Origin of the sequence: Pseudomonas sp. KT_2_4 (assembly GCF_041410225.1) — a bacterium.
Taxonomy (GTDB): Bacteria; Pseudomonadota; Gammaproteobacteria; order Pseudomonadales; family Pseudomonadaceae; genus Aquipseudomonas; species Aquipseudomonas paracarnis.
This window is the reverse complement of sequence record NZ_CP166962.1, coordinates 4,838,662-4,865,617: the sequence shown is the minus strand read 5'-3', so window position 1 is coordinate 4,865,617 and position 26,956 is coordinate 4,838,662. Positions and strand designations below refer to the sequence as shown.

Here is a 26,956-nt window from a genome sequence, read left to right as displayed (position 1 = left end):
ACATGGAATTTTTGAACGCCTTTTCCCATCTTGATTGGGCCCAAGTCCTGCACCTGACCTGGCAGCACATCACCCTGGTCGGCATCGCCGTGATCCTCGCGATCTTTATCGGCGTGCCCCTGGGCATTCTGATGACGCGTTTTCCGACCCTGGCAGGCCCCCTGCAAGCCAGTGCCACGGTGCTGCTGACGGTGCCATCCATTGCACTGTTCGGCCTGCTGCTGCCGTTCTACTCCAAGTTCGGCCAGGGCCTGGGGCCAATGCCGGCGATCACCGCCGTGTTCCTGTACTCCTTGCTGCCGATCATGCGTAACACCTACCTGGCCCTCACCGGCGTAGAGCCAGGCATTCGCGAAGCCGCACGCGGCATCGGCATGACCTTCGGCCAGCGCCTGCGCATGGTCGAACTGCCGATTGCGGTGCCGGTGATTCTCGCTGGCGTGCGTACCGCCGTGGTGATGAATATCGGTGTGATGACCATCGCCGCCACCATCGGTGCCGGTGGCCTGGGTGTACTTATTCTGGCTTCCATCAGCCGCAGCGATATGTCGATGCTGATCGTCGGCGCCGTGCTGGTCAGTCTCCTGGCCATCTTCGCCGACCTGCTTCTGCAATGGCTGCAACGCTCGCTGACTCCAAAAGGATTGCTCAAATGATCGAACTTCAAAACCTGTCCAAGACTTTTCAAAGCAACGGCAAGACCGTCACCGCCGTCAACGATGTAAGCCTGACCGTCAACGAAGGCGAAATTTGCGTATTCCTGGGGCCCTCGGGCTGCGGCAAGAGCACCACGCTGAAGATGATCAACCGCCTGATCAAGCCCTCCTCGGGCAAGATTTTGATCAACGGCGAAGACACCACCGACCTCGACGAGGTGACCCTGCGTCGCAACATCGGCTACGTGATCCAGCAGATCGGCCTGTTCCCCAACATGACCATCGAAGAAAACATCGTGGTGGTGCCCAAGCTGCTCGGTTGGGACAAGCAAAAATGCCACGACCGCGCCCGCGAATTGATGAGCATGATCAAGCTGGAGCCCAAGCAGTACCTGCATCGCTACCCGCGTGAATTGTCGGGTGGGCAGCAACAGCGCATCGGTGTGATCCGCGCCCTGGCGGCGGATGCGCCGCTGCTGCTGATGGACGAGCCGTTCGGCGCGGTCGACCCGATCAACCGCGAGATGATCCAGAACGAGTTCTTCGAGATGCAGCGCGCGCTGAACAAGACCGTGATCATGGTCAGCCATGACATCGACGAAGCCATCAAGCTGGGTGACAAGATCGCCATCTTCCGCGCCGGCAAGCTGCTGCAGATCGACCACCCGGACACGCTGCTGGCGCACCCGGCCGACGAGTTCGTCAGCAATTTCGTGGGCCAGGACAGCACCCTCAAGCGCCTGCTGCTGGTAAAAGCCGAAGACGCGGCGGACAACGCCCCGTCGGTGAGCCCGGAAACACCCGTGGCCGATGCGCTGGAATTGATGGACGAGCACGACCGCCGCTATGTGGTGGTCACCTGTTCGGAGAACAAGGCGCTGGGCTACGTACGCCGTCGCGACCTGCACCGCCAGGCCGGCACCTGCGGCCAGTACCTGCGCGAGTTCAATGCCACGGCGGCGTACGACGAGCATTTACGCATCCTGCTGTCGCGCATGTACGAGTTCAACCGTTCGTGGTTGCCGGTGATGGATGCCGAGCGCGTGTTCCTGGGTGAAGTGACCCAGGAGTCGATTGCCGAGTACCTGAGTTCCGGTAAATCCCGTGGCGGCAAGACCAGCATTGTCTCGCCTGCCGAAACTGCTTTGGCTTGATAGATCGCTATCGCAGGCAAGCCAGCTCCCACAGGGGAATGCATTCCAGCATAAGAATGCAGTTCAAATGTGGGAGCTGGCTTGCCTGCGATGAATACACCGCAAATCCATCTGATTGGCCCCATCCGGGGAACATCAATCCGTCACACCGGTCGGTTACATAAGTAGCTGCACGCGGCCGCGCGACGAACGCGTGCAAAAACGCGACATTTTTAGTTGATCCCACGCCCGCCAAGCCCTAAAGTTCGCGCCGAACGTCCATGCTGGAAACGATCCATCCGGCTCAAGTACTGACGACGAGACAGCAAGGCCAAGGGCAGCTTACCCCATGGCCTTTTTGCTTTCGGCGACATGCCTTGGGAAGTAGGCGAACCAAAGTGGGGATACGGAGGACGTTCATTTGCACCCATTGATCAAATTAGTTTGCCCTTAGGAGTTCCCAGCATGTCGATCAACGTCGAAGATTATTTCGCGCGCGCCACTTTTGACAAAATGAAGGCGTTCGCCGACAAGCAAGAAACCCCGTTCGTGGTGATCGACACCGCGATGATCAGCCAGGCCTACGACGACCTGCGCGCCGGTTTCGAATTCGCCAAGGTGTATTACGCCGTCAAGGCCAACCCGGCCGTTGAGATCATCGACCTGTTGAAAGACAAGGGTTCGAGCTTCGACATCGCCTCGATCTATGAGCTGGACAAGGTCATGGACCGCGGCGTCAGCGCCGACCGTATCAGCTACGGCAACACCATCAAGAAATCCAAGGACATCCGCTACTTCTATGAGAAGGGCGTGCGCCTGTTCTCCACCGACTCCGAAGCCGACCTTCGCAACATCGCCAAGGCCGCGCCGGGTTCGAAAGTGTATGTGCGTATCCTCACCGAAGGCTCGACCACTGCTGACTGGCCGTTGTCGCGTAAATTCGGCTGCCAGACCGACATGGCCATGGACCTGCTGATCCTCGCCCGCGACCTGGGCCTGGTGCCTTACGGCATCTCGTTCCACGTCGGCTCGCAACAGCGCGACATCAGCGTGTGGGACGCAGCCATCGCCAAGGTCAAGGTGATCTTCGAACGCCTCAAAGAAGAAGACGGCATCCACCTGAAGCTGATCAACATGGGCGGTGGCTTCCCGGCCAACTACATCACCCGCACCAACAGCCTGGAAACCTACGCTGAAGAAATCATCCGCTTCCTCAAGGAAGACTTCGGGGACGACCTGCCGGAAATCATTCTGGAACCAGGCCGTTCATTGATCGCCAACGCCGGCATCCTGGTCAGCGAAGTGGTGCTGGTGGCGCGCAAGTCCCGTACCGCCGTCGAGCGCTGGGTGTACACGGATGTGGGCAAGTTCTCCGGCCTGATCGAAACCATGGACGAAGCCATCAAGTTCCCGATCTGGACCGAGAAGAAAGGCGAGATGGAAGAAGTGGTCATCGCCGGCCCGACCTGCGACAGCGCCGATATCATGTACGAAAACTACAAGTACGGCCTGCCGTTGAACCTGGCCATTGGTGATCGTCTGTACTGGTTGTCGACCGGTGCCTACACCACCAGCTACAGCGCGGTTGAGTTCAATGGGTTCCCGCCGCTGAAATCCTTCTACGTTTAACCCCACCCCCGATCGTTCCCACGCTCTGCGTGGGAACGCCTCCTGTGACGCTCTGCGTTACGCGCTCAAGTGCGGACGCGGAGCGTCCAGGGCGGCATTCCCACGCGGAGCGTGGGAACGATCAGCTCGTAGCTCGTTGCTGGTACAACTCGGCCATGGCGCGAATTCGCGGGTCATCCGCCCGTGCCAGCGCCTTGTGTGCCGTTTGCAGAAACTTGAGATTCCCGCCTGCCAGCGCCTTGTGCAACCACTCCAGCGCCGCGTCGACCTGGCCGCTGCCTGCCAGCACCGCCGCATGGCTGAACTGCCCACGAAAATCACCTGCCTCGGCTGAGCGGCGGTACCACTCAACGGCCGCCTCAACATCCTTGGGGCAATGCTGCCCGTCTTCCAGGTAACGCCCGAGCAGGTTCATCGACTTGGCATGGCCCTGTTCGGCAGCCTGGCGATACAGCGCCAGTGCTTGCGCCTGGTCTTCAACAACGCCACGGCCGGTAGCCAAGAGGTTGGCGTAGTTGTATTGCCCCCAATCCAACCCGGCGTGTGCCGCCAGACGATATTCCCGTGCTGCGGCGGCTTCATCGACAGCGCAGCCCCAGCCATGCTCGCGGCAACGCCCGATCATATTGCGCGCCATCAGGTGCCCGCCCTGCGCGGCAATCTGGAACCAGCGCAGCGCCAATGCTTCATCGCGTGCGATGCCGCGCCCTTCCAGCAGAATTTGCCCGAGCAGGGCCTGGGCATCGACCACGCCTGCCTTGGCCGCGATCAGAATGGCCTGGGCGGCGCGCACCGGGGAGTCATCGAGCATGCTCTGCAATTGTTCGACATTGAGCACTTCTTCGCGGCGCAATAAAAAGCCCATGCTCAGACCTCGACCCAGCGGCGCAACAGGTTGTGGTAGGTGCCGGTGAGCTGGATCAGCGCAGGGTGGTCGGGCACGTCGCGGGTCAGTTGCTGGATCGCGCCGTCCATTTCAAACAGCAAGGTGCGCTGGCTGTCTTCGCGCACCAGGCTTTGGGTCCAGAAGAACGAGGCATAACGCGCGCCACGGGTCACCGCGTTGACTTTGTGCAGGCTGGAGCCGGGGTACAGCACCATGTCGCCGGCGGGTAGCTTGACCCGCTGCAGGCCGAACGTGTCCTGGATCTCCAGTTCCCCACCGTCGTAGTCGTCGGGGTCGCTGAAGAACAACGTGGACGAAAGGTCGGTGCGCACGCGCTCATGGCTGCCTTTGGGTTGGCGCACCGCGTTGTCGATATGAAAGTCGAAACTGCCGCCAGCGGTGTAGCAGTTGAGCAGTGGCGGGAAGACTTTATGCGGCAGCGCGGCCGACATGAACAGCGGGTTGCTCCACAACCGCTCCAGCATCGCCGCGCCGATTTCCTTGGCCAGGGGGTGGCCTTCGGGTAATTGCAGGTTGTGCTTGGCCTTGGCCGACTGGTGCCCGGCGGTGATTTTGCCGTCAGCCCATTCGGTCTCTTCCAGGGCTTGGCGAATGCGCAGCACCTCCTCGCGAGAGAACAGGCCGGGAATGTGCAGCAACATGAGGCAATACCTGCGATCAGAGAGGCGCCAATGGTATTGATTCTTATCCTCCCTGTAAAACACGGGGACGAACGAGAGCGCAAAATCCGTAACAAAAAAGTGTAAAGAATGTAAATTCGATGCGAATAGCAATATCTCGCAATTGATACAAAGTCTTGTTGGCCCTATATTCCGCGGCCTCACATCCTTGGGGAAGGGACACGTCATGTCGCGCACTACACTAATAACAACCGCCAGTTCACCGCGTATGCTGGCCTCGGCCATCGGCGTTGCACTCAGCGCCAGCTCTGCCGCCCACATGGCGCAGGCAGCGGAAAACACCGAGCAAAAAGGCGAGCGCACCCCTATCTCCCTCGGCGCCACCAACATCACCGGCCAGGAGCAGGACAACACCTCCTACCAGGTGGAAAAAGCCTCGTCGCAGAAGTACACCGCGCCGCTGGTGGACACGCCGCGTTCGGTCACTGTGGTGCCGCAACAAGTCCTCAAGGACACCGCCGCCACCTCGTTGCAGGACGCCTTGCGCACCGTACCGGGTATCACCTTCGGTGCCGGTGAAGGTGGCAATCCTCAGGGCGACCGTCCGTTCATCCGTGGTTTTGATGCCCAGGGCGATACCTACCTCGATGGCGTACGCGATACCGGCGGCCAGAGCCGCGAGATCTTCGACATCGAGTCCATCGAAGTCAGCAAAGGCCCGAACTCTTCGTTCGGCGGCCGTGGCTCGGCCGGTGGCAGCCTCAACCTGGTGAGCAAGACCCCACAAGCGCGGGACTTCACCAACGGCGGCTTTACCTACGGCTCCGACCAGACCCGCCGCTACGTGCTCGACGTGAACCGCCAGTTCCTGGACGACAGCGCGGCATTCCGCCTGAACCTGATGAGCCATGAACAAAACGTGGCTGGCCGCGACGCGGTGAACTACGACCGTTGGGGCGTGGCACCGTCGCTGACGTTTGGCCTGGGCACGCCGACCCGCGTCAACCTCAGCTATTACCATATGGAAAGCGATGACCTGCCGGATTCGGGGATTCCGTATGGCTATGGCTCAGCGACCGCCACGGCCCACGCGCATGACAAACCCAACGACGGCGGCGACAGCAACAACTTCTACGGTTTGAAAAGCCGTGACTTCCGCAAGACCCGCGCCGACATCAGCACGGTCTCCATCGAGCACGACCTGAACGACAACATGACGCTCAAGAACACCCTGCGCCACGGCAGCACCGGCCAGGACTATGTGCTCACCCAGCCGGATGACAGCAAGTTCAACGTCAACCGCTACGGCACCGTCTGGCGTCGCGCCAACAGCCGTGTCTCCACCACGACCACAACCACCAACCAGACTGACCTGTTTGGCAGCTTCCAGGCCCTGGGCTTCAAGCACACTTACTCTACTGGCCTGGAGTTCACCGGTGAAGAAACCCGTGTCAGCGGCTACACCGTCAGCCCTAACGCCAACCCAGTGTGCACAACGGCCAAGGGCAGCCTGGGCGGCCAGTGCACGTCGCTGAGCAACCCGAACCCGGACGACGCCTGGAACGGCAGCATTGCGCGCAACTATATGGGCACCAACACCAAAGCCACCAGCCGCGCCGCGTACGTGTTCGATACTATCGAGCTCGATCCGAAATGGCTGCTGAACGTGGGCCTGCGCTACGACACCTTTGACACCGAAGCCAACACCAACGCAGTGCCGAGCGCGACGGTAAAAGCCCGCAGCAAGATCAAGGACGACAGTCAGTTCTTTAACTGGCAGGCCGGCCTTGTCTGGAAGCCGGTGGAGAACGGCAGCATCTACGCCTCGTACGCCACATCGGCCACGCCAGCCGGTGGCCTGATAGGCGAAGGTTCCGACGGCAACCCGCTGTCTGCCGGTGCTGCCACCAGCGACTTGCAGCCAGAAGAAACCGTCAACTACGAACTGGGCACCAAATGGGACCTGTTCCACGACCGCCTGTCCCTGACCGCAGCCGTGTTCCGCACCGAGAAGAAAAACACCCGCATCCTGGTGGATGCACTCACCTACCAGAACGCCGGTGAATCTCAGGTCGACGGCATCGAGTTGTCCGCCAGCGGCAAAATCACCGAACAATGGCAGGTGTTTGCGGGCTACAGCTATCTGGACAGCGAACTGGTCAAATCCGGCCTCAACGGGCGTAACGGTGTCGTGAGTGCGGGCTCCAACAAAGGCAATCAGATGCCCAACACGCCGAAGAACTCCTTCAGCCTGTGGACCACCTACGAGATCACGCCCAAGCTGACCGTCGGCGGCGGCGCCTTCTACGTCGATGAGGTTTACGGCGATGTCGGCAACACAGTGTATGTACCCTCCTACACCCGCTACGACGCCATGGCCAGCTACAAGCTGACCAAGAACGTCGACCTGCAACTGAACGTGCAGAACCTGACCGACAAAACCTACTACGACAAGGCCTTCTCCACGCATTTCGCCAACCAGGCGGCGGGGCGTACGGCGTTGTTGACCACCAGCTTCCACTTCTAAAAGCGGTAAAGTTCCAGCCAGAAGCCCCACACATCGGATGCGTGGGGCTTTTGCGTGTTCCCAGGCAACTCACGGCATAATGCGCGCCGTGATCAGATATCCAGCTAAGCGAGGCGCTCCGACGTGTTGAAGAAAACCCTGTTCCAGTTGCATTGGTTCTTCGGCATCACGGCCGGGCTGGTGCTGGCCTTGATGGGGGTCACCGGGGCCGCGTACTCGTTTCAGGACGAGATCCTGCGGGCGCTCAACCCCACCGTGTTGAGCGTGCAGAAACGCGAGGCCGGTGTACTGCCGCCCGCCGAGCTGGTACGCAAGCTGGAAGCGGCCGAAGGCAAGACCGTGGCCATGCTGTGGGTAGAAAGTGAAAGCGGCAACGCCGGCCGCGTGTCCTTCACCCCGCCACCGGGCGAGCGCCGTGGCCAGATGCGCTACTTTGACCCGTACACCGGCGACTACATGGGTGACGCGGTCGGCCAGGACCTGTTCGGTTTTATCCTGCAATTGCACCGCTTCCTCGCCATCGGCGATACCGGGCGCAATATCACCGGCGCCTGCACCCTGATCCTGCTGTTTTTCTGCCTCTCCGGCCTGTACCTGCGCTGGCCGCGCCAGGTGAAAAGCTGGCGCGTCTGGCTGACCCTGGACTGGCGCAAAAAGGGCCGCAGCTTCAATTGGGACCTGCACTCGGTATTCGGCACCTGGTGCCTGTTGTTTTATCTTTTGGCGGCGCTGACCGGGCTGTATTGGTCCTACGACTGGTACAACCGTGGCGTGACCAAACTGCTGTCCGACGCGCCGCAGAACGAGCGCATGCGTAAGCGCGGCCCGGCTCCCGCAGGCCCGGCTCCGGTGGCCAACTATGACGCAATCTGGAGCAGCATCTACAGCAACGCCGGCCCCGACTTGAGCGCCTACAACATTCGGATGCCCGCGGTCGCCGGGCAACCGGCCACCGTGTATTACCTGCTCACTTCATCGCCCCATGACCGTGCGCTGAACCAGATCAACCTGGACCCGGCCACCGGCGAGGTCAAATCCCACGAGCGCTACGCCAGCAAAAGCCTCAAGGCGCAGTTGCTGACCAGTGTGTATGCGCTGCACACCGGCAGCTATTTCGGCCTGGTCGGGCGCATCGTCCTCACCGTCAGCTCACTGCTTATGCCGCTGTTTTTCATCACGGGCTGGCTGCTGTACCTCGACCGACGCCGCAAAAAGCGCCAGGTCCGCGATGCCCGCAAAGGTTTGACAGATAACCACAGCAATGCCCCGGCCTGGCTGATCGGCTTCGCCAGCCAGAGCGGCTTTGCCGAACAACTGGCCTGGCAAACGGCCGGGCAACTGCAGGCTGCGGGCCTGGCGGTGAAGGTGCAGCCCCTGGGCAGTGTCAGCCGCGACGACCTCAGCCAATCACAGAACGCGCTGTTTGTGGTCAGTACCTTTGGCGACGGCGAAGCTCCCGACAGCGCCCGAGGTTTCGAGCGCAGCGTGCTCGGCCATTCGCAGCCCCTCACAGGCTTGAACTACTCGGTGCTGGCCCTGGGTGACCGGCAGTACGAACATTTTTGCGGCTTTGCCCGGCGCCTGCATTTCTGGCTGACCAACCAGGGCGGCACCCCGCTGTTTGCCCCGGTGGAAGTCGACAGCGGCGACGCAGTGGCCCTGCACACCTGGCAACAGCAACTGGGCCAGCTCACCGGGCATGCGCCGGCAGCGGCCTGGCCGACGGCCCAGTACGAAAACTGGACCCTGAGCCAACGCACCCTGCTCAACCCCGACAGTGTCGGCTCGCCCGTCTACCTGCTGGGCCTCACATCCACGTCTGCACACAGCTGGCTGGCCGGCGACCTGGTGGAAGTCCTGCCGCGCAATTGCCCCTGGGCCATCGAACACTTCCTGGCCGGCCTGGGCTTGGTCGGCAGCGACGGTGTGGTGATCGACGGCGTGGCCCACACCCTTGATCAGGCCCTGGCCACGCGCCAACTGCCGGACAACCGCACGCACCTGGTCGGCCTGCACGCCCAGGCGTTGGTGGACGCGCTGGTCCCACTGGGCATGCGCGAATACTCCATCGCCTCGATTGCCAGCGACGGCGTGCTGGAGTTGATCGTGCGCCAGGAACGCCACCCCGACGGCAGCCTGGGGCTTGGCTCTGGCTGGCTGACTGAACACGCCGCCCTCGGCTCGGCCATCAGCCTGCGCCTGCGGCGCAACAGCGGCTTCCATTTGCCCGACGCGCCTGTGCCACTGATTCTGCTGGGCAACGGCACCGGCCTGGCGGGCCTGCGTAGCTTGCTCAAGGCGCGTATTGCCGGCGGCCAGCAGCGAAACTGGCTGCTGTTCGGCGAGCGCAATATCGCCCACGACTACCTGTGCCAGGACGAACTGCAAGGCTGGCTCGCCAGTGGAGACCTGGCCCTGCTGGACCTGGCATTTTCCCGCGATCAAGAGGAGAAGATCTACGTACAGGATCGCCTGCGCGAGTCAGCGGATGTGCTGCGCAAATGGCTGGCGGATGGCGCGGCGATTTATGTGTGTGGCAGCTTGCAGGGGATGGCGACGGGGGTGGATCAGGCACTGGCAGACATCTTGGGCAAGGAGGCGCTGGAGCGCCTGATCGAACAGGGCCGCTATCGTCGGGATGTCTACTGACCCCGCTAATTTGATCGTTCCCACGCTCCGCGTGGGAATGCCGCCCTGGACGCTCCGCGTCCGCTCTTGACGGCGTGACGCGGAGCGTCACAGGATGCGTTCCCACGCAGAGCGTGGGAACGATCAGGCCGGTTGCAGTTTTTGCTCGAACACTGAAACCCCGTCCAAGTCCCGTAGCATCACCGTCAACTCCGCCGTCTGCCCATCTATCTGCACTTCACCAAAAAACTGAAAGCCCGCAAACGGCGAGGTATTCTGCGCCGGTGGCGCCTTCTGGAACACCACGTGCGGGCCAAAGGTTTTATCCAGTGGGTTGGGCCCGAAACTCCCAGCATTCAACGGCCCTGCCACAAACTCCCAGAACGGCTCGAAATCCTGGAACGTCGCACGGTCAGGGTGATAGTGATGCGCTGCACAGTAATGCACATCGGCCGTCAGCCACACGTGGTTGCGCACCTTATGCTCATGCAGGAACCCCAGCAGTTCGGCGATCTCCAGCTCACGCCCTTGCGCCGGGCCAGGGTCGCCATTGGCGATCGCTTCCCAACGCGCCACGCCGGGGCTGACTTCACCGTCGGGCACGCCCAGACCGATGGGCATGTCGGCGGCGACCACCTTCCACTGCGCTTGCGAGGCCTTGAGCCCGCGTTTGAGCCAGTCCAACTGTTCCCGCCCGAGGAAGGGTTTTTCCGCGCCCAGGTTGTCATCATTCGGCCCACGATAGCTGCGCATATCCAACACAAACACATCCAGCAGCGGCCCATAACTGAGCTTGCGATAAATGCGCCCGCCACCGTCGGCGCTCTGTCGGCGCATGGGTGAATATTCCAGCCAGGCCTGGCGGGCACGGCCCACCAAGGTATTGATGTCGCGGGTCTGGTAACGCTCATCCAACTGCTTGCTCGATGACCAGTTGTTGATCACCTCGTGATCGTCCCACTGCCAGATCTGCGGTACCTCGGCATTGAAGCGGCGCACGTTTTCATCCAGCAGGTTGTAGCGGTAATTACCGCGATATTCATCGAGGGTTTCCGCGACTTTGCTTTTGGCTTCGGTGGTAATGTTGCGCCAGATGCGCCCGCCTTCAGTGGTGAGCTGCGCGGGGACCGGGCCGTCGGCATAGATGGTGTCGCCGCTGTGGATAAAAAAGTCCGGCAGGCGCAGGCGCATGGCTTCATAGATGCGCATGCCACCGATGTCGGGGTTGATGCCGAAGCCTTGGCCGACAGTGTCGCCGCTCCACACAAAACGGATGTCACGCCGCTGTTGCGGCACGCTGCGCAAGTGGCCGAACCAGGGTTCACTGGCAATGCCAGTCTGGGCGTCTTCGAAATGCACGCGGTAGAAAATCGCCTGGTCGACCGGCAGCCCGGTGAGCTCGACACGGGCGGTAAAGTCGGTGCGGCTGTCGGCTAGGGGCGAGACGAATCGGCGCGGGTTGCTGAACACGCTGCGGGTATCCCACTCCACCACCATCTTCGCCGGGCGGTCACTGCGGCTCCAGATCATTGCGCGATCGCCCTGCAGGTCGCCCGATTGCACGCCGTCAGTGAGTTGGGGTCGGTCCTTCACCGAAGCGATCACCGCCGGCGCCAGGCCAGGCAACAACAGGCCAGCGCCCACGGCTTGCATCACACGGCGGCGACCGAGATCGAAGTGGCTCATGCAGGTGCCCTCTTGAGTATCAAAAGGGCCACTAAAGCATGATGGGATGAAGCGGATGTGACACCGATTAGCAGAACGGTCGAGTTCACCTGTGGGAGCTGGCTTGCCTGCGATGCAAGCACCTCGGTGTATCAGGCAAACCCCGTCGAGGCTATCGCAGGCAAGCCAGCTCCCACATTTTCTGCCAGTGTCAGGCAGTCACGGCCAGTTCGGCCGCTTCCGGTCGCTTGAGCACGGCATACACCAAACCGGTCAACACACTGCCCGCCACAATCGCCAACAAGTACAACAACGCATGGTTCATCGCATTCGGAATCACCAGCACAAACAACCCGCCATGGGGCGCGGCGAGTTTGCAGCCGAAGTACATCGACAGCGCACCGGTCAACGCGCCACCGGCGATGCTGGCCGGAATGACGCGCAGCGGGTCTTTGGCGGCGAAGGGAATCGCGCCTTCAGAGATAAAGCACAGCCCCAGGATCATCGCCGCCTTGCCGGCCTCGCGCTCGGTCTGGGCGAACTTGCGCCGGGCCAGCAACGTGGCGATGCCCATGCCAATCGGCGGCACCATGCCGGCGGCCATGGTCGCGGCCATCGGCGCGCCGCTCGACGCGGCCAGCAGGCCAACCGAGAACGCATACGCCGCCTTGTTGATCGGCCCGCCCAAATCCACACACATCATGCCGCCGAGCAGAATGCCCAGCAGCACCGCGTTGGTGGTGCCCATGGTGCTGAGGAAATCCGTCAGGCCCGTGAGCAAGCGGGCGACCGGTGGGCCCACCAGGTAGATCATCACCAAGCCGGTAAACAGGCTCGCCAATAACGGGATGATCAGGATCGGCTTGAGCGCTTCCAGGCTCTGAGGCAGTTGCACCGTGCGGCTGATCAGCTTGACGCAATATCCGGCGACGAAACCGGCCAGGATGCCGCCGATAAACCCAGCCCCCAGCGTCCCCGCCAGCAGCCCGCCGATCATGCCGGGCGCAAGGCCAGGACGGTCGGCAATCGAGTAGGCGATGTAGCCCGCCAGCAGCGGCACCATCAACAGGAACGCCTGGTCACCCACGGATTTGAGCGCCGCCGCCAAGGTGCCGGGCTGCTCGAAAGCATGGATGCCGAAGACAAACGACAAGGCGATCAGCAAGCCCCCCGCCACCACCATCGGCAACATATACGACACGCCGGTGAGCAGGTGTTTGTAGACGCCGGTTTTCTCCGCCTTGGCCGGTGCACCGCCGGCCGCGCTTTCCACCGCGCCTTCGGCCAGGGCTTTGTTGAGGATGGCTTCGGATTGCTTGAGGGCAATGCCGGTGCCACAGCGGTAAATCTTCTTGCCGGCGAAACGCTCGGTGGCCACTTCGATATCCGCCGCGAGCAACACCACATCGGCATCGGCAATCGCTTGCGGGCTTAACGGCGTGCGAGCGCCCACCGAGCCCTGGGTCTCGACCTGCAGGTCATAACCCAGGCGCTGAGCAGTCTGCTGCAAGGCTTCGGCGGCCATGAACGTGTGGGCCACACCGGTGGGGCACGCGGTAATCGCGACGATACGCGGCGCAGCCTTGGCCGCCACCGGGGCGGCGTCGGCGACATACACCTGGGCTTCTTCGGCGCCCCGGCGCAGTACGCCTTCGACATCCGCCAACGCCTGGGCCGGCGTGCTCTGGAACACACGCTTGCCGACAAACCGCTGCATATCCACCGGGGTACTGCTGACCAGCAGCACCCACTCGGCATCATCAATCGTCGCCTGGGACAACTGGCGCTCCGGACGCTGCACATCGACGACTTCAACACTGGTGTGCAAGCCCATGCGCTGGGCGGCGGCGTCCAACAAGCGGGCGCACAGCACACTGGTGACCATGCCGTTCGGGCAGGCGGTTACAATGGCTAACTTCATCACAAACCCTCTTATTGTTCTGTCAGCGTGCGTACTTCGACGCCGCTTTCGAGATGCGCCAACTGCGCGTCATCGCTGATGCCAAAACCGATCTGTGTCACCGCCATCGCGGCAATCGCCGTGGCCCGGCGCAGGGTGTGCTCCGGCGTGTCGCCACTGAGCAAACCGTGGAGCATCCCGGCCAGCAGCGAGTCGCCGGCACCCACGGTACTGGCCACTGCCACCTTGGGCGGCGTGGCATGCAGCGCCGCACCCGGGCGGTACCAGGTCACACCTGCGGCCCCGTCGGAGACCACCACATGTTCGACGCCTTGCTGATGCAGGCGGCTGATGGCATCGGTGGCGTTACCCAAGGCCTCGGCCAACTCTTCGGTATTGGGTTTGACCAGCCACGGGCCAACCTCCAACCCCAGGCGCAGCGCTTCGCCGCTGGTGTCCAGGGCGACTTTCAACCCGAGGTCTTTCAACGCCTCCAGCAAACCTTTAAACCACTGCGGGCTGACGCCGCGCGGCAAGCTACCGGCCACCACAACCGCATCGAACTCCGGGCCAATGATCGCGACCATCTTGAGCAGCGCTTTTAGCGCCTCTTCAGTCACCAGCGGCCCCGGTGCATTGATGTCGGTGACACGCCCATCCTGTTCGGCAATCTTGATATTGCTCCGGGTTTCGCCGGGAACCCGGATGAAGGCATCGCCAAACCCACGGCGCTTGATCAGCGCATTGAAAGCCTGGGGGTTGGCACTGCCGAGAAAACCGCCCACGCTGACGTAATGGCCTAGGTCCGCCAGCACTTGCGCCACATTCACGCCCTTGCCCGCGGCGTGGGTGAGCATCGCTTCACTGCGATTGACCTCACCGGGTTGCAGGTGCGCCAGACGTACCGTGAGGTCCAACGCCGGGTTCAGCGTCAGGGTCAGAATATTTGCCATCTACACGGCCTCCACTAGGGCACGCACTTCGGCGGGCGAACCCACTGCCAGTGCTTGTTGCGCCAGGCCCTGGGCCTCGCTCAGACTGAATTCACGCACCCGCGCCTTCACTTCAGGAATGCTGCGGGCCGACACGCTCAACTCATCCACGCCCAGGCCGACCAGCACCGGCACCGCCAGCGGGTCCGCCGCCAACTCGCCGCACACACCTACCCATTTGCCGTGGGCATGGGCGGCGCGCACGGTGATGTCGATCAGTTGCAGGACTGCCGGATGCAAGCCATCGGCCTGGGCCGACAGGGTCGGGTGGCCGCGGTCGATGGCCAGGGTGTATTGGGTCAGGTCGTTGGTGCCGACGCTGAAGAAGTCGACTTCCTTGGCGAGGACCGGCGCCAGCAACGCGGCTGAGGGCACTTCGATCATGATCCCCAGTTGCAGGTCCGCCACCGGGATCTCCAGGCGCAGGCGTTCGGTCATGTCCCGGGCGGCGCGCCACTCATCCACGCTGCCGACCATGGGGAACATGATGCGCAGCGGGCGGTTATCCGCAGCACGCAGCAGCGCCCGCAGTTGCGCTTCCATGATCTGCGGGCGTTGCAACGTCAGGCGAATGCCGCGCACACCCAGGAAGGGGTTTTCCTCTTCGGCGATCGGCCAATAGGGCAAAGGCTTGTCGCCGCCCACATCCAGGGTGCGCACCACCAACGGGCGACCATTGAGGCCGTCGAGTACGCGACGGTATTCGGCCTCCTGGGTGGCCTCGTCCGGCGCCTGGGGGTGGGCCATGAAAATCAGTTCGGTGCGCAGCAGGCCAATGCCTTCGGCGCCCTGCTCCACGGCACTGGCCACCCCGGCGCTTTCGCCAATGTTGGCGAACACTTCCACGGCGTGTCCGTCGCGGGTCAGCGCCGGTTCATGGCGTTGGGCCGAAGCGGCTTGCAAGCGCTGCTCGCGGCTGTCGCGCTCCACGGTGGCCCGTTGCAGGGTGGCGGCGTCGGGGTCCACATGCAGGCGGCCGCGCTGGCCATCGAGCAACAGCGGCGTGCCCGCGTTGAGCAATAACACCGCAGCGCCAGCGCCGACCAAGGCCGGAATGCCCAAAGCGCGGGCGACAATGGCGCTGTGAGCGGTGGCGCCGCCCCGGGCGGTGAGAATGCCGGCAACGCGGGCCGGGTCCAGGCGCGCCACGTCCGAAGGGCCGACTTCTTCCATCACCAGGATGTAGGGCTCGCTCGGTTCCTGCACGCTTTGGACGCCGCACAACTGGGCCAGCACGCGGCGGCCTATGTCGCGCAAGTCGGCAGCACGCTCGGCCAGCAAGGCATCCTGCAAGGCTTCCTGCTGTTTGGCGGCGGCTTCGATCACGCTCATCCAGGCGGCTTCGGCGCTTTCGCCTTGCTTGAGGCGGGTGTCGACTTCGTCGGTGAGTTCCGGGTCGTCGAGCATTTCCTGGTGCGTGATGAAAATCTCGCGGATGGCCTTGGCCTGGCTACGCTCGATCAAGCCCTGGATATCCGTGCGCACCTCGCTCAAGGCCGTGTGCAGACGCTGGCGTTCGGCGGCGGCGGACTCACCGCGCAACGGGTAATCGAACACTTGCGGCACCTGGATATGGGCCGGGCCGATGGCGATACCCGGTGCGGCGGCAATGGCCTGGAGTTGGCTACCGCTCAGTGGCGCGCTGAGCACCGGTTCGATATCGACCTGTGCTGGCTGTGCGCTCACGGTGGGCAAGGGCTCGACCTCTTCGCCAAGGCCCTCTTGCACGGCGGCCAAGAGGGCGGGCAGTGCATCACCGGCCACCGTCGGCTCGGCCACGAACTCCAGCACCTGACCACGACGTGCGCCGAGGCTGAGCAACTTGCTCAGGCTTTTGACCGACACGGCGCCCACCGCGCCATCGACGATGCGCACGCGGATATCGCCATCAAAACTTTTCGCCAATTGCGCCAGGATCTTGGCCGGGCGCGCGTGCAGGCCGTGGGCGTTGGCCAGGGTAATACGGGCGCTGGGCCAGTCCGACGGCAGTTCACCGCCCAGCACTTCCAGCACCGCGCGGCTGCTGGTGGCGCGCCCCAACTCCTGGCCGCGCCCTTCAATGAGCAAGGCACACAGGCGTTCAAGCAGGGTCTGGTGCGCTTCACCGAGGCTCGCCAGGCAGAACAGGCCGTGCAGGGGCTGGCCGAGGTAACGCATGGGTTTGTCCGGCGTCACAAAGGCCAGGCCCGGACGCTTGACCGTCTGCTCGCTGTGCAACCACCACAGGCCATCGCCCAGGGGCAGCGCGTCGACCTGCTGCAATACGGCTGCAAAGCCATTGCTCACGCAGTCGGCCTGGCGCAGCAGGCGCGCACCGCGCCACACCAACTCTTCAAAATCATCGGCCGACACGCCCAGGCTGATCATCTGCGCATCCAGCGCCAGTTCCTGGGGCGCGCCTTGCAACAGTTTCAACAGCGCTTCGGCGCTGCCGGCACGGCGCAACGCCTGGCCCAGGTCGGTTTCGCCGAGGGCACGGGTGAGCAGTTGCAACAGGCGCAGGTGTTCATCGGATTTAGCCGCGATGCCAATCGCCAGGTAAACGATCTGGCCATCGCCCCAGTCCACCCCTTCGGGGAACTGCAGCAGGCGCACACCAGTGGAAAACACCTGCTCGCGGGTTTCTGGCGTGCCGTGGGGTATAGCGATGCCTTGGCCGAGAAAGGTCGAGCCTTGGGCTTCACGGGCTTGCAGGCCACTGAGATAACCTTCGGCAACCAGGCCATCGGCCACCAGTTTGTCAGCGAGCAGGTGCAAGGCAGCAGATTTATCCACAGCCACCTGGCCCATGGATATCTGCTCTACAGTGAGCTCAAGCATGCCGTTCTCCTAGTTAGTGCGACGGGCGCACTAGGTATTGTTGTAGGTAAATAGGTTCAAAATTAACTGACTGAGCGGTCAATTGGCAGTGGTCACTCAGTGGCGAACATCGTAAAAATACGCTTGCTGAAACGTTTAATCTAGAATTTATGGCAGATTACGCGTTAATTGCGCAAGCTTGAAGGGCCACTCGGCGCTTGCTGTGGGACATTGGTCGAATGCTGGAATCGGTTACGATTGGACAAAATGTCGGGGCGAGCGCCAAAAAACAAGGAAATCCCGGTTTGAAACTCAGTGATATCGCACGTCTGGCCGGTGTGTCCGTTACCACCGCCAGCTATGTCATCAACGGCAAGGCCGAACAGCAGCGCATCAGCAACGCAACCGTTGAGCGTGTGCGTGCCGTGGTCCAAGCCCATGGCTTTACCCCCAACCCTCAAGCCGCCGGGCTGCGCAGCCGGCATACGCGAACCTTGGGGTTCATCCTGCCAGACCTGGAAAACCCCAGCTACGCACGCATCGCCAAACTGCTGGAACAAGGAGCACGGGCGCGGGGCTATCAGTTGCTGATCGCCAGCTCCGATGATGAAGCGGAAAGCGAACGCCAACTGCTGCAACTGTTCCGGGCGCGGCGTTGCGATGCGTTGTTCGTCGCCAGTTGCCTGCCAGCCAGCGATGACAGCTATCGCGAGCTGCAGGCCAAGGGGCTGCCGGTGATTGCCATCGACCGGGAGATGGAGCCGAACCAGTTCTGCTCCGTGGTCAGCGACGACCACCAGGCCTGCAGGCAACTCACCAGCAGCCTGCTGCAACCGTTGCCCAAGCAGATCGCACTGATTGGCGCGCGGCCCGAGCTGAGCATCAGCCAGGCACGTACCGCCGGTTTCCGTGATGCGCTGCAAGGCTTTACGGGCGAAGTGATTATCGAACAGGGCGAAGCCTTCAGTCGTGACTGCGGCCGAGAGCTGATGGAGCAACTGCTGCAACGCCTGGGGCATTTGCCGGACGCGCTGGTAACCACCTCCTACGTACTGCTGCAAGGCGTGTTTGATGCGCTGCATGACTTCCCCCTCAAGTCACGTCCCCTGCGCCTGGGCACCTTCGGCGATACCCAGTTGCTGGATTTCCTCCCGCTGCCGGTCAACGCCATGGCCCAGCAACATCAAGTGATTGCCGAGACCGCCCTGCGCCTGGCCCTGGCCGCCATTGAAGAAGAACAGTACCAACCCGGCGTGCATGCGATTGGCCGGACCTTCAAGCAGCGTATCCACGAGGCCTGAGCGTGGAGCTGATCGACACCCACACGCACCTGGACTTCGAGGACTTCGACCAGGATCGCTCGCACGTCCTTGCCCACAGCCGTGAACTCGGCGTGCGGCGCCTGGTGGTGCTGGGGGTGTACCAGAAAAATTGGCAGCGGCTGTGGGACTTGGTGCAACAGGACGAAGGCTTGTTCGCCGCCTTCGGCTTGCACCCGGTGTATCTCGATGAGCATCGCCCCGCCGACCTGCTGGAGCTCGGCGACTGGTTGACGCGCCTGCATGGCCACCGGCAACTGTGCGCCGTGGGCGAAATTGGCCTGGATTACTTTCTCGAACAGTTGGACCACCAGCGCCAGCAACAGTTATTTGAAGCCCAACTGAAACTCGCGGTGGATTTCCAACTGCCGGCCTTGCTCCACGTTCGCCGCAGCCACGCCGCCGTGATTGCCACCCTCAAGCGCATCCGCGTGCCCAGAGGCGGCATCATCCACGCGTTCGCTGGCAGCGCTGAAGAGGCGCGCGAGTACATCAAGCTGGGGTTCAAACTGGGCCTGGGCGGCGCGGCCACCTGGCCCCAGGCGCTGCGCATGCACCGGGTACTGGCCCAGTTGCCTCTCGACGCCGTGGTGCTGGAAACGGATGCGCCGGATATGGCTCCGGCCATGTACCCCAACCAGCGCAATAGCCCGCAGCATCTGCCAGATATCTGCACGGCCCTGGCCGAGCGCATGGGTATCAGCCCTCTATTGCTCGCTGAGACGAGCACACGCAATGCGTGCGAGCTGTTCAACTGGTAGCGGACTGATCACCTGCAACTTCAAGATCATTGTCTGTCGATGCCGGGCATAGCGCACCACCAGCAAATGGATCAGCACGGCGACCAGCGAAACGTTCAGTTGCCCGATCACACTGAGCAGCCCCAACCATTCAGCGAACAAGGCCACCAGCAAGGTCGCGCATGTCAGCATGATCATGCTCGGCCGCACCAGCGCCCATTGGTCCAGGGCCCTGAACTGCCGCAACTGCTTGGCGCACCCCAACTGCAACCCCGAGTGGCAATACGTACAGTCAAAAGGCACATCAATGGCAATGGCATTCAGTTGCCAAGGCTTGAGTTCAAACGTCATGTCGCACTGGGCGCAATGCCCTTTGATACCGATTGCAGCGGCCATCGTCGTGTCTCCTCGTGACCGTGACGGATGAAATAAATTTTCACCTATTCACGCCGCGATAAAACACGCCCAGGCAAATCAAGACATCGGCCACAGGGTCGGTAGCTACATCCTTCAGAACCTCCCTACACCCGAAACGCACCAATCAATTGCTTCAACTCAACCACCTGGATTGCCAACTGCCGACTGGCCGCTTCCGTGTGCTGGGCGCCTTGCGCTGCATGCTCGCCAGCACGGTTGATTTCGACAATGTTCTGGTCGATGTCGTGGGCGACCGCCGTTTGCTGTTCCACGGCGGCGGCGATCTGCTGGTTCTGGTCGACGATCATCCCTACCGCTCCCAGGATATTTTCCAGGGCTTGCTGGACTTTTTCCGACTGCCCCACCGTGCCATTGGCCATCTCATGGCTGCTGCCCATAGCCTTTACCGCCGCGCCGACGCCGCTGTGCAAGCGGCTGATCATCTGCTCGATTTCCTCGGTAGAGTGCTGGGTGCGCCGAGCCAGAGTGCGCACCTCGTCGGCCACCACCGCAAACCCGCGCCCTTGGTCACCGGCGCGCGCGGCTTCGATGGCCGCGTTGAGCGCCAGCAGGTTGGTCTGCTCGGCAATGCTCTTGATCACTTCCAAAACGCTGCTGATGGACTGGCTGTCGGCTGCCAGCTGGTTGATCACCCGCACCGAATCGTCGATCTCCGCCGCCAGGCGTGCGATGCCGCCTTGCTGGGATTGCACCAGCGCACGCCCGCTGACCGTTTCATCATTGACGCTCTGGGCACTGCTGACCGCCGCCGCCGCGCTGCGCGCCACCTCTTGGGCGGTGGCGGACATCTGGTTCATCGCCGTCGCTACTTGTTCGATCTGGCTGCGCTGGCCGGACACCGCCTGGTTACTCTGTGCCGACACCGCCTGCACCTGGCCGGCCTGCAACTCCACCTGGCTGACCGTATGCCCAACGCGCTCGATCAGGTCATGAATCTTGGCCACGGTGCCATTGAACACCTGGCCCAGGTCGCCCAATTCGTCACGGCTTTGCGCAACGAAAGTGACGGTCATATCGCCCGCCGCCACTTTGTCCATCATCGCCCCCAGGCGGCGCAAGGTGGTGCGAGTGGAAACAAAGAAACCGGCATAGAGATAGAAAATCAGCGCAAACACCGTCGCCAGGGCCGTGACCAGCAACACCATGTGCAGACGGTTCTGCGCCAGACGCTGCTGCAACTGCTGCCCGAGGAACGCCAGGGTGGCGTCATCCAATTGATAGGTCTTGGCCATTAGTTGGCTGACGCCGTCATAAAACCCCTGCCAAGGCGCGTCGAGGGTTTCGGCCATCACCACCTGCTCTTCGAAAAACTCACTGCCTTGCTTGAGGCTCGCCTGGCTGGCTTGCGCCGACACCTCGAGGGCGGCGTGCGCGGCCTTGCTGGCGCCCAGCGCGTCCTGCAGCTTCAGGCCATATTCACCATGGAGTTTTTCCAGCTGCTGCAGCAGTTCGTCAAAACGGGTACTGGAGGACGAATTGATAAAGCCCTGCCCCAGGGAGTACGCGCCCATCGCACGGCCTTCACCCAAGGCCTGGGTGACCTGAGGGGTGACGGTGGTGACCAGGTCGCTGAGCTGGCGCAGATCACTTTGCGGATCACGGTTCAAGCCGGCCTGGCTGGCAATAATCTGGCTGAACATCTGGGCCTGGTTGAGTAACTTGCCGATCAACGCTGCTTTGTTGAGCAACGAGGTTTCCTGTTGCTGAGCCTTGAACGCAGCGATCAACTCATCGCGCTTACTGTCGAAGACGGCAACGTGCTCGGGCTGGGTCGCGATCGCGTGCAAGCCCTGCAAGCGCTCCACTACACTGGCTTCCAAGGCGCTGATCCTGGCCTCCAGGTCTGCCGCTTTGCCTGACTGGCCGAGGGTGGCGTTGATCTGTACCTGGTTGTTGAGGGTTTCCAACTCCCGACGCAACGCCAGACTGCTGCCGAGCAGGTCAAGGCTTTGCAGTTCGACGCGGGTGCCCTGGTATTCGCGCCACGAGTCGCGCACCAGGTAATAGTTGGTCGCCAGCATCGGCAGCAGGAACAGCACGCTGATCAGGCTGAACTTCATGCCGAAGCTCAGGCGGTTCATCAGCGCGACGGCGGGATAAAGCAAGCTCTTCACAGGTGACCTCCCCTTCTTTTATTTTTATTGAGGCGCAGGGCGACGGCAGATAGCCACTATTTGGCGCTCTATCTGTATAGCTCAATTCGAAAGGGAGTTTTGTAACGTAAGGTTAACGGCGGGAGTGATGGATGCACCCCGCCGCTATTACTCAGGGCAACACCGTCCAGATGGCAAACCCGGCATACCACAGCACTGCCGCACGTAGCAGCAGCTCCCACAGGCGATCCAGGCTGTTGATGCCATCGGCCCCCACCACGGGGGGAGGAATTTCCGCGGCGGCCAGGCCGACTTTTTCCATCAGTTGGGCAGCGCTGATGTCCCAGCTCAGCAGTTCGTGGAGCATCACCCGGCTGACCCCGACGAAATTGCCCACCAAGGCAAAGCTGGCCGCCAGCAGGCGTACCGGCAACCAGTCAAACGCGTGGCGCAATTGCGTGGCGCGCTCGGCCACCAAGGGGTTCTGGCTGTTTTCGCTGGCCAGCGCCAACAGGCGGTACGCCAGGGCGGCCACCGGGCCCAGCAGGAAATACCAGAAAATCACCGCGAAAAAGCTTTGATACGCCTGCCACAGCAGGTAGCCCTGAACACGCTCCAGCAGTTGCTCGCCACTGTCGGCGCCAAGCTTGAGGTCGCGTTCGGCCACATGCTCGGCCGCTTGCAGGTCACCGCGCCGCCAGGCATCGCGAAACGGCCCCAGCCCGGCCAATAGATCGCCACGGCCCAGGCTGTAGATCACCACCAGCAAGTGCACCGGCAATGCCAACAGGCCATAGGCCACTGGCTCCAGGACCAGCAACAACAACGCCAGCAACGCCACCGGCAGCAGCACCAATACCAGCAGGATCAACCAGGGCCGCTTGCCCATGCGCGGGCTCGATTCCAGCTTGGTCAGCTCACGCAGCCATCCACCGTCGCGCTGCAACCGCAGGCGCAAGGCCGAGAACTTCTCGATCCATACCGCCAGCACCAACACCAGGAAACTCATCGTTCGTGTCCTCCATCCTGCAGGGCGCTGCGAAAGCGCATCCAATCAAAAGCGGGGCCCGGGTCGGTCTTGCGACCCGGAGCGATGTCGCTGTGACCACAAATACGTTGATGGGTGATCGCGGGGTAAGCGGCCAACAGTTGGCGTGCCAGGTCGATCAACGCCGCATACTGGGCATCGGTGAACGGTAGGTCATCCGTACCTTCCAGCTCGATTCCCAGAGAAAAATCGTTGCAGATCTCGCGCCCCTCAAAGACGGAAATACCGGCATGCCAGGCCCGGTCACGGCACGAAACAAATTGCGTCACAGTGCCGTCACGTTCAATCAGAAAATGCGCAGACACCCGTAGGCTGGCAATCCCTTCAAAGTAGGGATGTTCTGAGATATCCAGGCGGTTCTGGAAAAACTCCTGCACCTTACCGGTGTTGAACTGCGCCGGAGGCAAACTGATGTTATGCACCACCAACAGCGAGATTTCGCCTTCAGGGCGCTCGTTGAAGTTGGGCGAAGGGCAATGACGAATGCCCTGGCACCAACCGCTGGCGGGGTCCAACTGCATACAGGCTCCTTGAATGAGACGAGGTGTGACCAGTATGCCGCGTTCCACCCTGCGGTTGCGATCACTTGCCGCGATTGAGTTGCCGCAGGTCGCCCACTACGGCGGCCAGTGCACGTTCGAACAGCGGGCCATCATTCAAGGTATGCAGGGCGCCCTGCTTGAACGCCAAGGCTAACTGGCCCGCGCTTTTCTCCAGCACCTTAAGACCCGCTCGGCTGACAAAAATATAGGTATCGGCGGGCGGCATGATTGCGGTCAACTTGCAGCGCAGGTTACCGGCTTCATTTTGCAGCAACGCTACCCAGTCACCGACGCGCAACTGCTGGGCCTTGAGCAGGTCGGGGTCATCAGGGGGCAGTGGTTCGTCGGCAGCCGGCGGGCCAGCCCACAGGGCAAAAGGCTCACGGACTTCAACCAGCGCCTCACTGTCGAGCGGCTCAACATGCATGGCCTGCAACCGCAGGAAGAACTCGCGGGTACTGAAAGGATCGAACGCCGCATCGGCCAACCCACTACGCAATGCCTTGAGCAGCCCGGGTAATTGCTCGAGCAAACGCCGGCCCGCTTCGGTGTCTTCACGCAGGCCGACGCTCCAGACCAATTCATCCAGGGTACGCAGCGCCGTCTGCCACTGCAGCGAGTGTTCACCGTGCTTGAGAACGGCCACTAACAGCACCTGGCTCCAGGCCTGCTGTACAAATTGCAGCACCGATTGCGGCAAGGTTTCGCCCACGAGCCGTCGATTGAGCACGTGCGCCACACGCTGGCGCGCCACCTTGATATGCAGATGCTCTTGCTCGACGTCACGGGTATATCGCTCAAGGCGTTCGCTGCGCTTGCGCTCTTGGGCTATGAATTCGCTGAAGGTGGTGAGTAACTGGGAGAAAATCGTCGGGTCTTCGACGAACTCATTCAGCAAGCGCTGTACGAGTTGCTCGATACACAGGTAGAGGTTGTCCCGTGTGTGGTCATGGGGCGAACTCCAGCCGATGACGGCGCTCGCGATATCATTGAGCAAGCGCCGCGCGGGATGCTCCGCGCAACTGAACAGACTTTTGTCCAGCACCGCCACTTTCAGCAGCGGGATCTGCAAGCGAGCGATCAGCGCCTTGAAAGCGTCCGGCACACTGCTGTCATCGAGCATGAACTCGAACAGCATGGCGACCAGATTGATCACATCTTCGTCTGCTTCTTCTAACACCCGCGACTTGCCACTTTTGACACTGACCCGGGTGAGCAGCTGTTCCAGCTGGTTGCGCAGGTCGAAATCGTCCTCGCACTCCGGCTCCGGTACATATTGCTGCAGATGCGACAGCAGACGCAGCAGATCGCGGCTGACAACGGGTTGCGGTTCGGCGCTGGCTTCAAGGGTCGGGGCCACGCTGCCACGCACGGCTACCAGCAACTTCTGCAAGGCACTGAACGCTTGCTGGCCGCTTTTATCCAGCGGCGGGTCGGCCATCGCCTGGCCGGTGCAATGCTGGTGCTCCCGGGCCGCACGTCCGCCGGCTCGACGGGATGGGAGCGCCTTGAGTTCCGGCAATACGCCAGTGGCGATCAGTAATTGGTTGGCCTCGCCATACAACAAGTCTGCGTCACTGAGCACGTATTTCTCAAATAGCTTGAGCATGACCAGCTTGACGCGGATTTCCACCCCCAGGCTGCGCCCTGCTTGCAGGAAAAACTCGCACAACCGCGCCGGGCCCAATGGGTTTTCAGGATCGTCCAGGCGCCTGCCGAGCAATGCACTTACGCGCGCGTTCAACTGCCCCAGCGCCAAACCATCACGGTGATGCACACGACCGAGCATCGCCTCCAGGGCCACGGCTTTTTCCACGTCATCGGCGCCGGTGCCGGGGACCTCCTCATAAGACACCACCGGCACCAGGTGTGCCCCGCTGCACCGGGCCTGGCCAAGGTTGGCGAACGCCACGAACAGCTGCTCCATGAACACGCGCTCGAAGTTCTTGCGCTTGAGGCGCAGGTCGCGCATGGCCTCGAAAAAAATATGATGGTCGACGGTGCTACGGGCCTTTTCGGCCATTTCGAACAGGGTGTCGTCGGCGTTATCGAACAGTTCCTGCAAGCCTTGCTGCAGCTGTTGCGCAGCCTTGTCACGCACCTGCAGCAACACCACCGGCAGGCGCGCGAGCGGCGATGGCGTGGCCTGCGCCCTGTTGATAGGCACCACCTTCCCGTCATTGTGCATCCTGGCCTCCTGAAACGGCGGTTTTGAGAGGTGGAGAGACGGAGCGCAGGCCCGGCAGGCACTGCAAATACCCCGATCACCACCAAGACGTCAAAGCTATGACGCCAATTGCAAGGCGCGAGATTATCTTGCAAACGAGGGCAGTTGCGCCAGCACACTCTGACTTTGTGCGGTAAATGAGTGGCGAGCCTGGGTTAGAACGCACGCTGGCCCTATAATCGAGGCACTTTGTTTGTGGAGCCTGTTATGCCGAACCTCCGTCTTGCCGACCTCACCGCCGAAATCGAAGCCAACGTGCGCCGCGCACTGCTGGAAGACATCGGCAGTGGTGACATCACCGCACAGTTGATCCCGGCCGAACGGCTGGCCAAGGCCACGATCATTACCCGTGAGGCGGCTGTTATCGCCGGCACGGCGTGGGTGGACGCAGTGTTTCGTCAACTGGACCCTCGGGTTGCCGTGCACTGGCAGGTGGCTGATGGTGAACGGGTGAGCCCCAACCAGGCGTTGTTCCACCTTGAGGGCCCTGCCCGCTCGCTGCTCAGTGGTGAACGTTGCGCGTTGAATTTTCTGCAATTGCTGTCAGGGGTTGCCACCCGTGCGCAATTTTTGGCGGACTTTGTCGCCAGCACCCAGGTCAAGCTGCTGGATACCCGCAAGACATTGCCCGGCCTGCGTTTGGCGCAGAAGTATGCGGTGACCTGCGGCGGTTGCCACAACCACCGCATCGGGCTGTATGACGCATTCCTGATCAAGGAAAACCACATCGCCGCCTGCGGTGGTATTGCCCAAGCAATCACCGCCGCCCACAAGATCGCGCCGGGCAAGCCCGTGGAAATCGAAGTGGAAAACCTGGAGGAGTTGCGTGAAGCCCTGTCGGCGGGTGCCGACATCATCATGCTGGATGAACTGAGCCTGGACGACATGCGCGAAGCCGTGCGCCTGAACGCCGGCAAGGCCAAACTGGAAGCCAGCGGCGGGATCAATGAAACCACCTTGCTGCCTATCGCTGAAACCGGCGTGGACTACATCTCCATCGGTGCGATGACCAAGGATGTGAAGGCGGTGGACCTGTCGATGCGCCTCAGTATCTGAAAGATGCCGTAACTGTAGGAGCGAGCAAGCTCGCTCC

At 62.0% G+C, this 26,956-nt stretch carries 19 protein-coding genes; 8 read left to right on the top strand and 11 right to left on the bottom strand.

Annotated features, from left to right (window positions below; all coding sequences use genetic code 11):
* Positions 1 to 2: 2 nt before the first annotated feature.
* The 3 genes from AB9N64_RS22400 to AB9N64_RS22390 all read left to right on the top strand — a co-directional run bounded on the left by AB9N64_RS22400 (position 3) and on the right by AB9N64_RS22390 (position 3,418).
* Entirely contained in the window at positions 3 to 656 is a 654-nt protein-coding gene (locus AB9N64_RS22400; protein WP_003188473.1) for an ABC transporter permease, read from the top strand.
* The gene (locus AB9N64_RS22395; RefSeq protein ID WP_014716891.1) at positions 653 to 1,810 is read left to right on the top strand and encodes a betaine/proline/choline family ABC transporter ATP-binding protein; all 1,158 of its coding nucleotides are present in this window, start codon (positions 653 to 655) and stop codon (positions 1,808 to 1,810) included. Before AB9N64_RS22400 ends, AB9N64_RS22395 begins: the two co-directional genes overlap by 4 nt.
* 444 nt (positions 1,811 to 2,254) lie before the next feature.
* On the top strand, positions 2,255 to 3,418 hold the full coding sequence (locus tag AB9N64_RS22390; protein ID WP_014716890.1) for a type III PLP-dependent enzyme: 1,164 nt from the start codon (positions 2,255 to 2,257) through the stop codon (positions 3,416 to 3,418).
* Between the two features lie 121 nt (positions 3,419 to 3,539).
* Here the strand turns inward: AB9N64_RS22390 and AB9N64_RS22385 are convergent, their stop codons facing one another.
* Complete coding sequence (locus tag AB9N64_RS22385; protein WP_014716889.1) at positions 3,540 to 4,283, bottom strand: tetratricopeptide repeat protein; 744 nt, start codon at positions 4,281 to 4,283, stop codon at positions 3,540 to 3,542.
* A 2-nt stretch (positions 4,284 to 4,285) separates the two neighbouring features.
* Positions 4,286 to 4,966: a Fe2+-dependent dioxygenase gene (locus AB9N64_RS22380; RefSeq protein ID WP_003188464.1), complete on the bottom strand. Its 681-nt coding sequence runs from the start codon at positions 4,964 to 4,966 to the stop codon at positions 4,286 to 4,288.
* 205 nt (positions 4,967 to 5,171) lie between these two features.
* Between AB9N64_RS22380 and AB9N64_RS22375 the strand changes: the two genes are divergently transcribed.
* Entirely contained in the window at positions 5,172 to 7,472 is a 2,301-nt protein-coding gene (locus AB9N64_RS22375) for a TonB-dependent siderophore receptor (RefSeq protein ID WP_137270422.1), read from the top strand.
* A gap of 123 nt (positions 7,473 to 7,595) precedes the next feature.
* Complete coding sequence (locus AB9N64_RS22370; RefSeq protein WP_371359668.1) at positions 7,596 to 10,121, top strand: PepSY domain-containing protein; 2,526 nt, start codon at positions 7,596 to 7,598, stop codon at positions 10,119 to 10,121.
* Positions 10,122 to 10,244: 123 nt separating this feature from the next.
* Here the strand turns inward: AB9N64_RS22370 and AB9N64_RS22365 are convergent, their stop codons facing one another.
* The 4 genes from AB9N64_RS22365 to ptsP form a co-directional block, all read right to left on the bottom strand.
* On the bottom strand, positions 10,245 to 11,786 hold the full coding sequence (locus AB9N64_RS22365) for an alkaline phosphatase (RefSeq protein WP_014716886.1): 1,542 nt from the start codon (positions 11,784 to 11,786) through the stop codon (positions 10,245 to 10,247).
* Between the two features lie 190 nt (positions 11,787 to 11,976).
* Complete coding sequence (locus tag AB9N64_RS22360) at positions 11,977 to 13,686, bottom strand: PTS fructose-like transporter subunit IIB (protein ID WP_014716885.1); 1,710 nt, start codon at positions 13,684 to 13,686, stop codon at positions 11,977 to 11,979.
* Positions 13,687 to 13,697: 11 nt separating this feature from the next.
* Complete coding sequence (pfkB, locus tag AB9N64_RS22355; protein WP_072434169.1) at positions 13,698 to 14,618, bottom strand: 1-phosphofructokinase; 921 nt, start codon at positions 14,616 to 14,618, stop codon at positions 13,698 to 13,700.
* A complete protein-coding gene (ptsP, locus tag AB9N64_RS22350) occupies positions 14,619 to 17,477 on the bottom strand; it encodes a phosphoenolpyruvate--protein phosphotransferase (RefSeq protein ID WP_371359667.1) in 2,859 nt (952 codons plus the stop codon). It abuts the gene before it with no gap.
* Positions 17,478 to 17,761: 284 nt separating this feature from the next.
* On the opposite strand from ptsP, the gene cra reads away from it, so the two are divergent.
* Complete coding sequence (gene cra / locus AB9N64_RS22345; protein ID WP_371359666.1) at positions 17,762 to 18,757, top strand: catabolite repressor/activator; 996 nt, start codon at positions 17,762 to 17,764, stop codon at positions 18,755 to 18,757.
* Positions 18,758 to 18,759: 2 nt separating this feature from the next.
* The gene (locus AB9N64_RS22340; RefSeq protein WP_032903998.1) at positions 18,760 to 19,536 is read left to right on the top strand and encodes a TatD family hydrolase; all 777 of its coding nucleotides are present in this window, start codon (positions 18,760 to 18,762) and stop codon (positions 19,534 to 19,536) included.
* Here the strand turns inward: AB9N64_RS22340 and AB9N64_RS22335 are convergent.
* The 5 genes from AB9N64_RS22335 to AB9N64_RS22315 all read right to left on the bottom strand — a co-directional run bounded on the left by AB9N64_RS22335 (position 19,483) and on the right by AB9N64_RS22315 (position 25,824).
* The gene (locus AB9N64_RS22335; RefSeq protein ID WP_032903996.1) at positions 19,483 to 19,911 is read right to left on the bottom strand and encodes a hypothetical protein; all 429 of its coding nucleotides are present in this window, start codon (positions 19,909 to 19,911) and stop codon (positions 19,483 to 19,485) included. The genes AB9N64_RS22340 and AB9N64_RS22335 overlap by 54 nt on opposite strands.
* 125 nt (positions 19,912 to 20,036) lie before the next feature.
* On the bottom strand, positions 20,037 to 20,741 hold the full coding sequence (locus AB9N64_RS22330; protein ID WP_370694795.1) for a methyl-accepting chemotaxis protein: 705 nt from the start codon (positions 20,739 to 20,741) through the stop codon (positions 20,037 to 20,039).
* A 1,477-nt stretch (positions 20,742 to 22,218) separates the two neighbouring features.
* Positions 22,219 to 23,055 (bottom strand): regulatory signaling modulator protein AmpE, encoded by an 837-nt coding sequence (gene ampE / locus AB9N64_RS22325; protein ID WP_371359665.1) that lies wholly within the window; start codon positions 23,053 to 23,055, stop codon positions 22,219 to 22,221.
* The gene (gene ampD / locus AB9N64_RS22320) at positions 23,052 to 23,615 is read right to left on the bottom strand and encodes a 1,6-anhydro-N-acetylmuramyl-L-alanine amidase AmpD (RefSeq protein WP_014716878.1); all 564 of its coding nucleotides are present in this window, start codon (positions 23,613 to 23,615) and stop codon (positions 23,052 to 23,054) included. The genes ampE and ampD overlap by 4 nt, the downstream gene beginning before the upstream one ends.
* Before the next feature lie 61 nt (positions 23,616 to 23,676).
* On the bottom strand, positions 23,677 to 25,824 hold the full coding sequence (locus AB9N64_RS22315) for a DUF1631 domain-containing protein (RefSeq protein ID WP_019816976.1): 2,148 nt from the start codon (positions 25,822 to 25,824) through the stop codon (positions 23,677 to 23,679).
* A 246-nt stretch (positions 25,825 to 26,070) separates the two neighbouring features.
* Between AB9N64_RS22315 and nadC the strand changes: the two genes are divergently transcribed.
* Entirely contained in the window at positions 26,071 to 26,919 is an 849-nt protein-coding gene (nadC, locus tag AB9N64_RS22310) for a carboxylating nicotinate-nucleotide diphosphorylase (RefSeq protein WP_014716876.1), read from the top strand.
* The last annotated feature ends 37 nt before the right edge of the window (positions 26,920 to 26,956 follow it).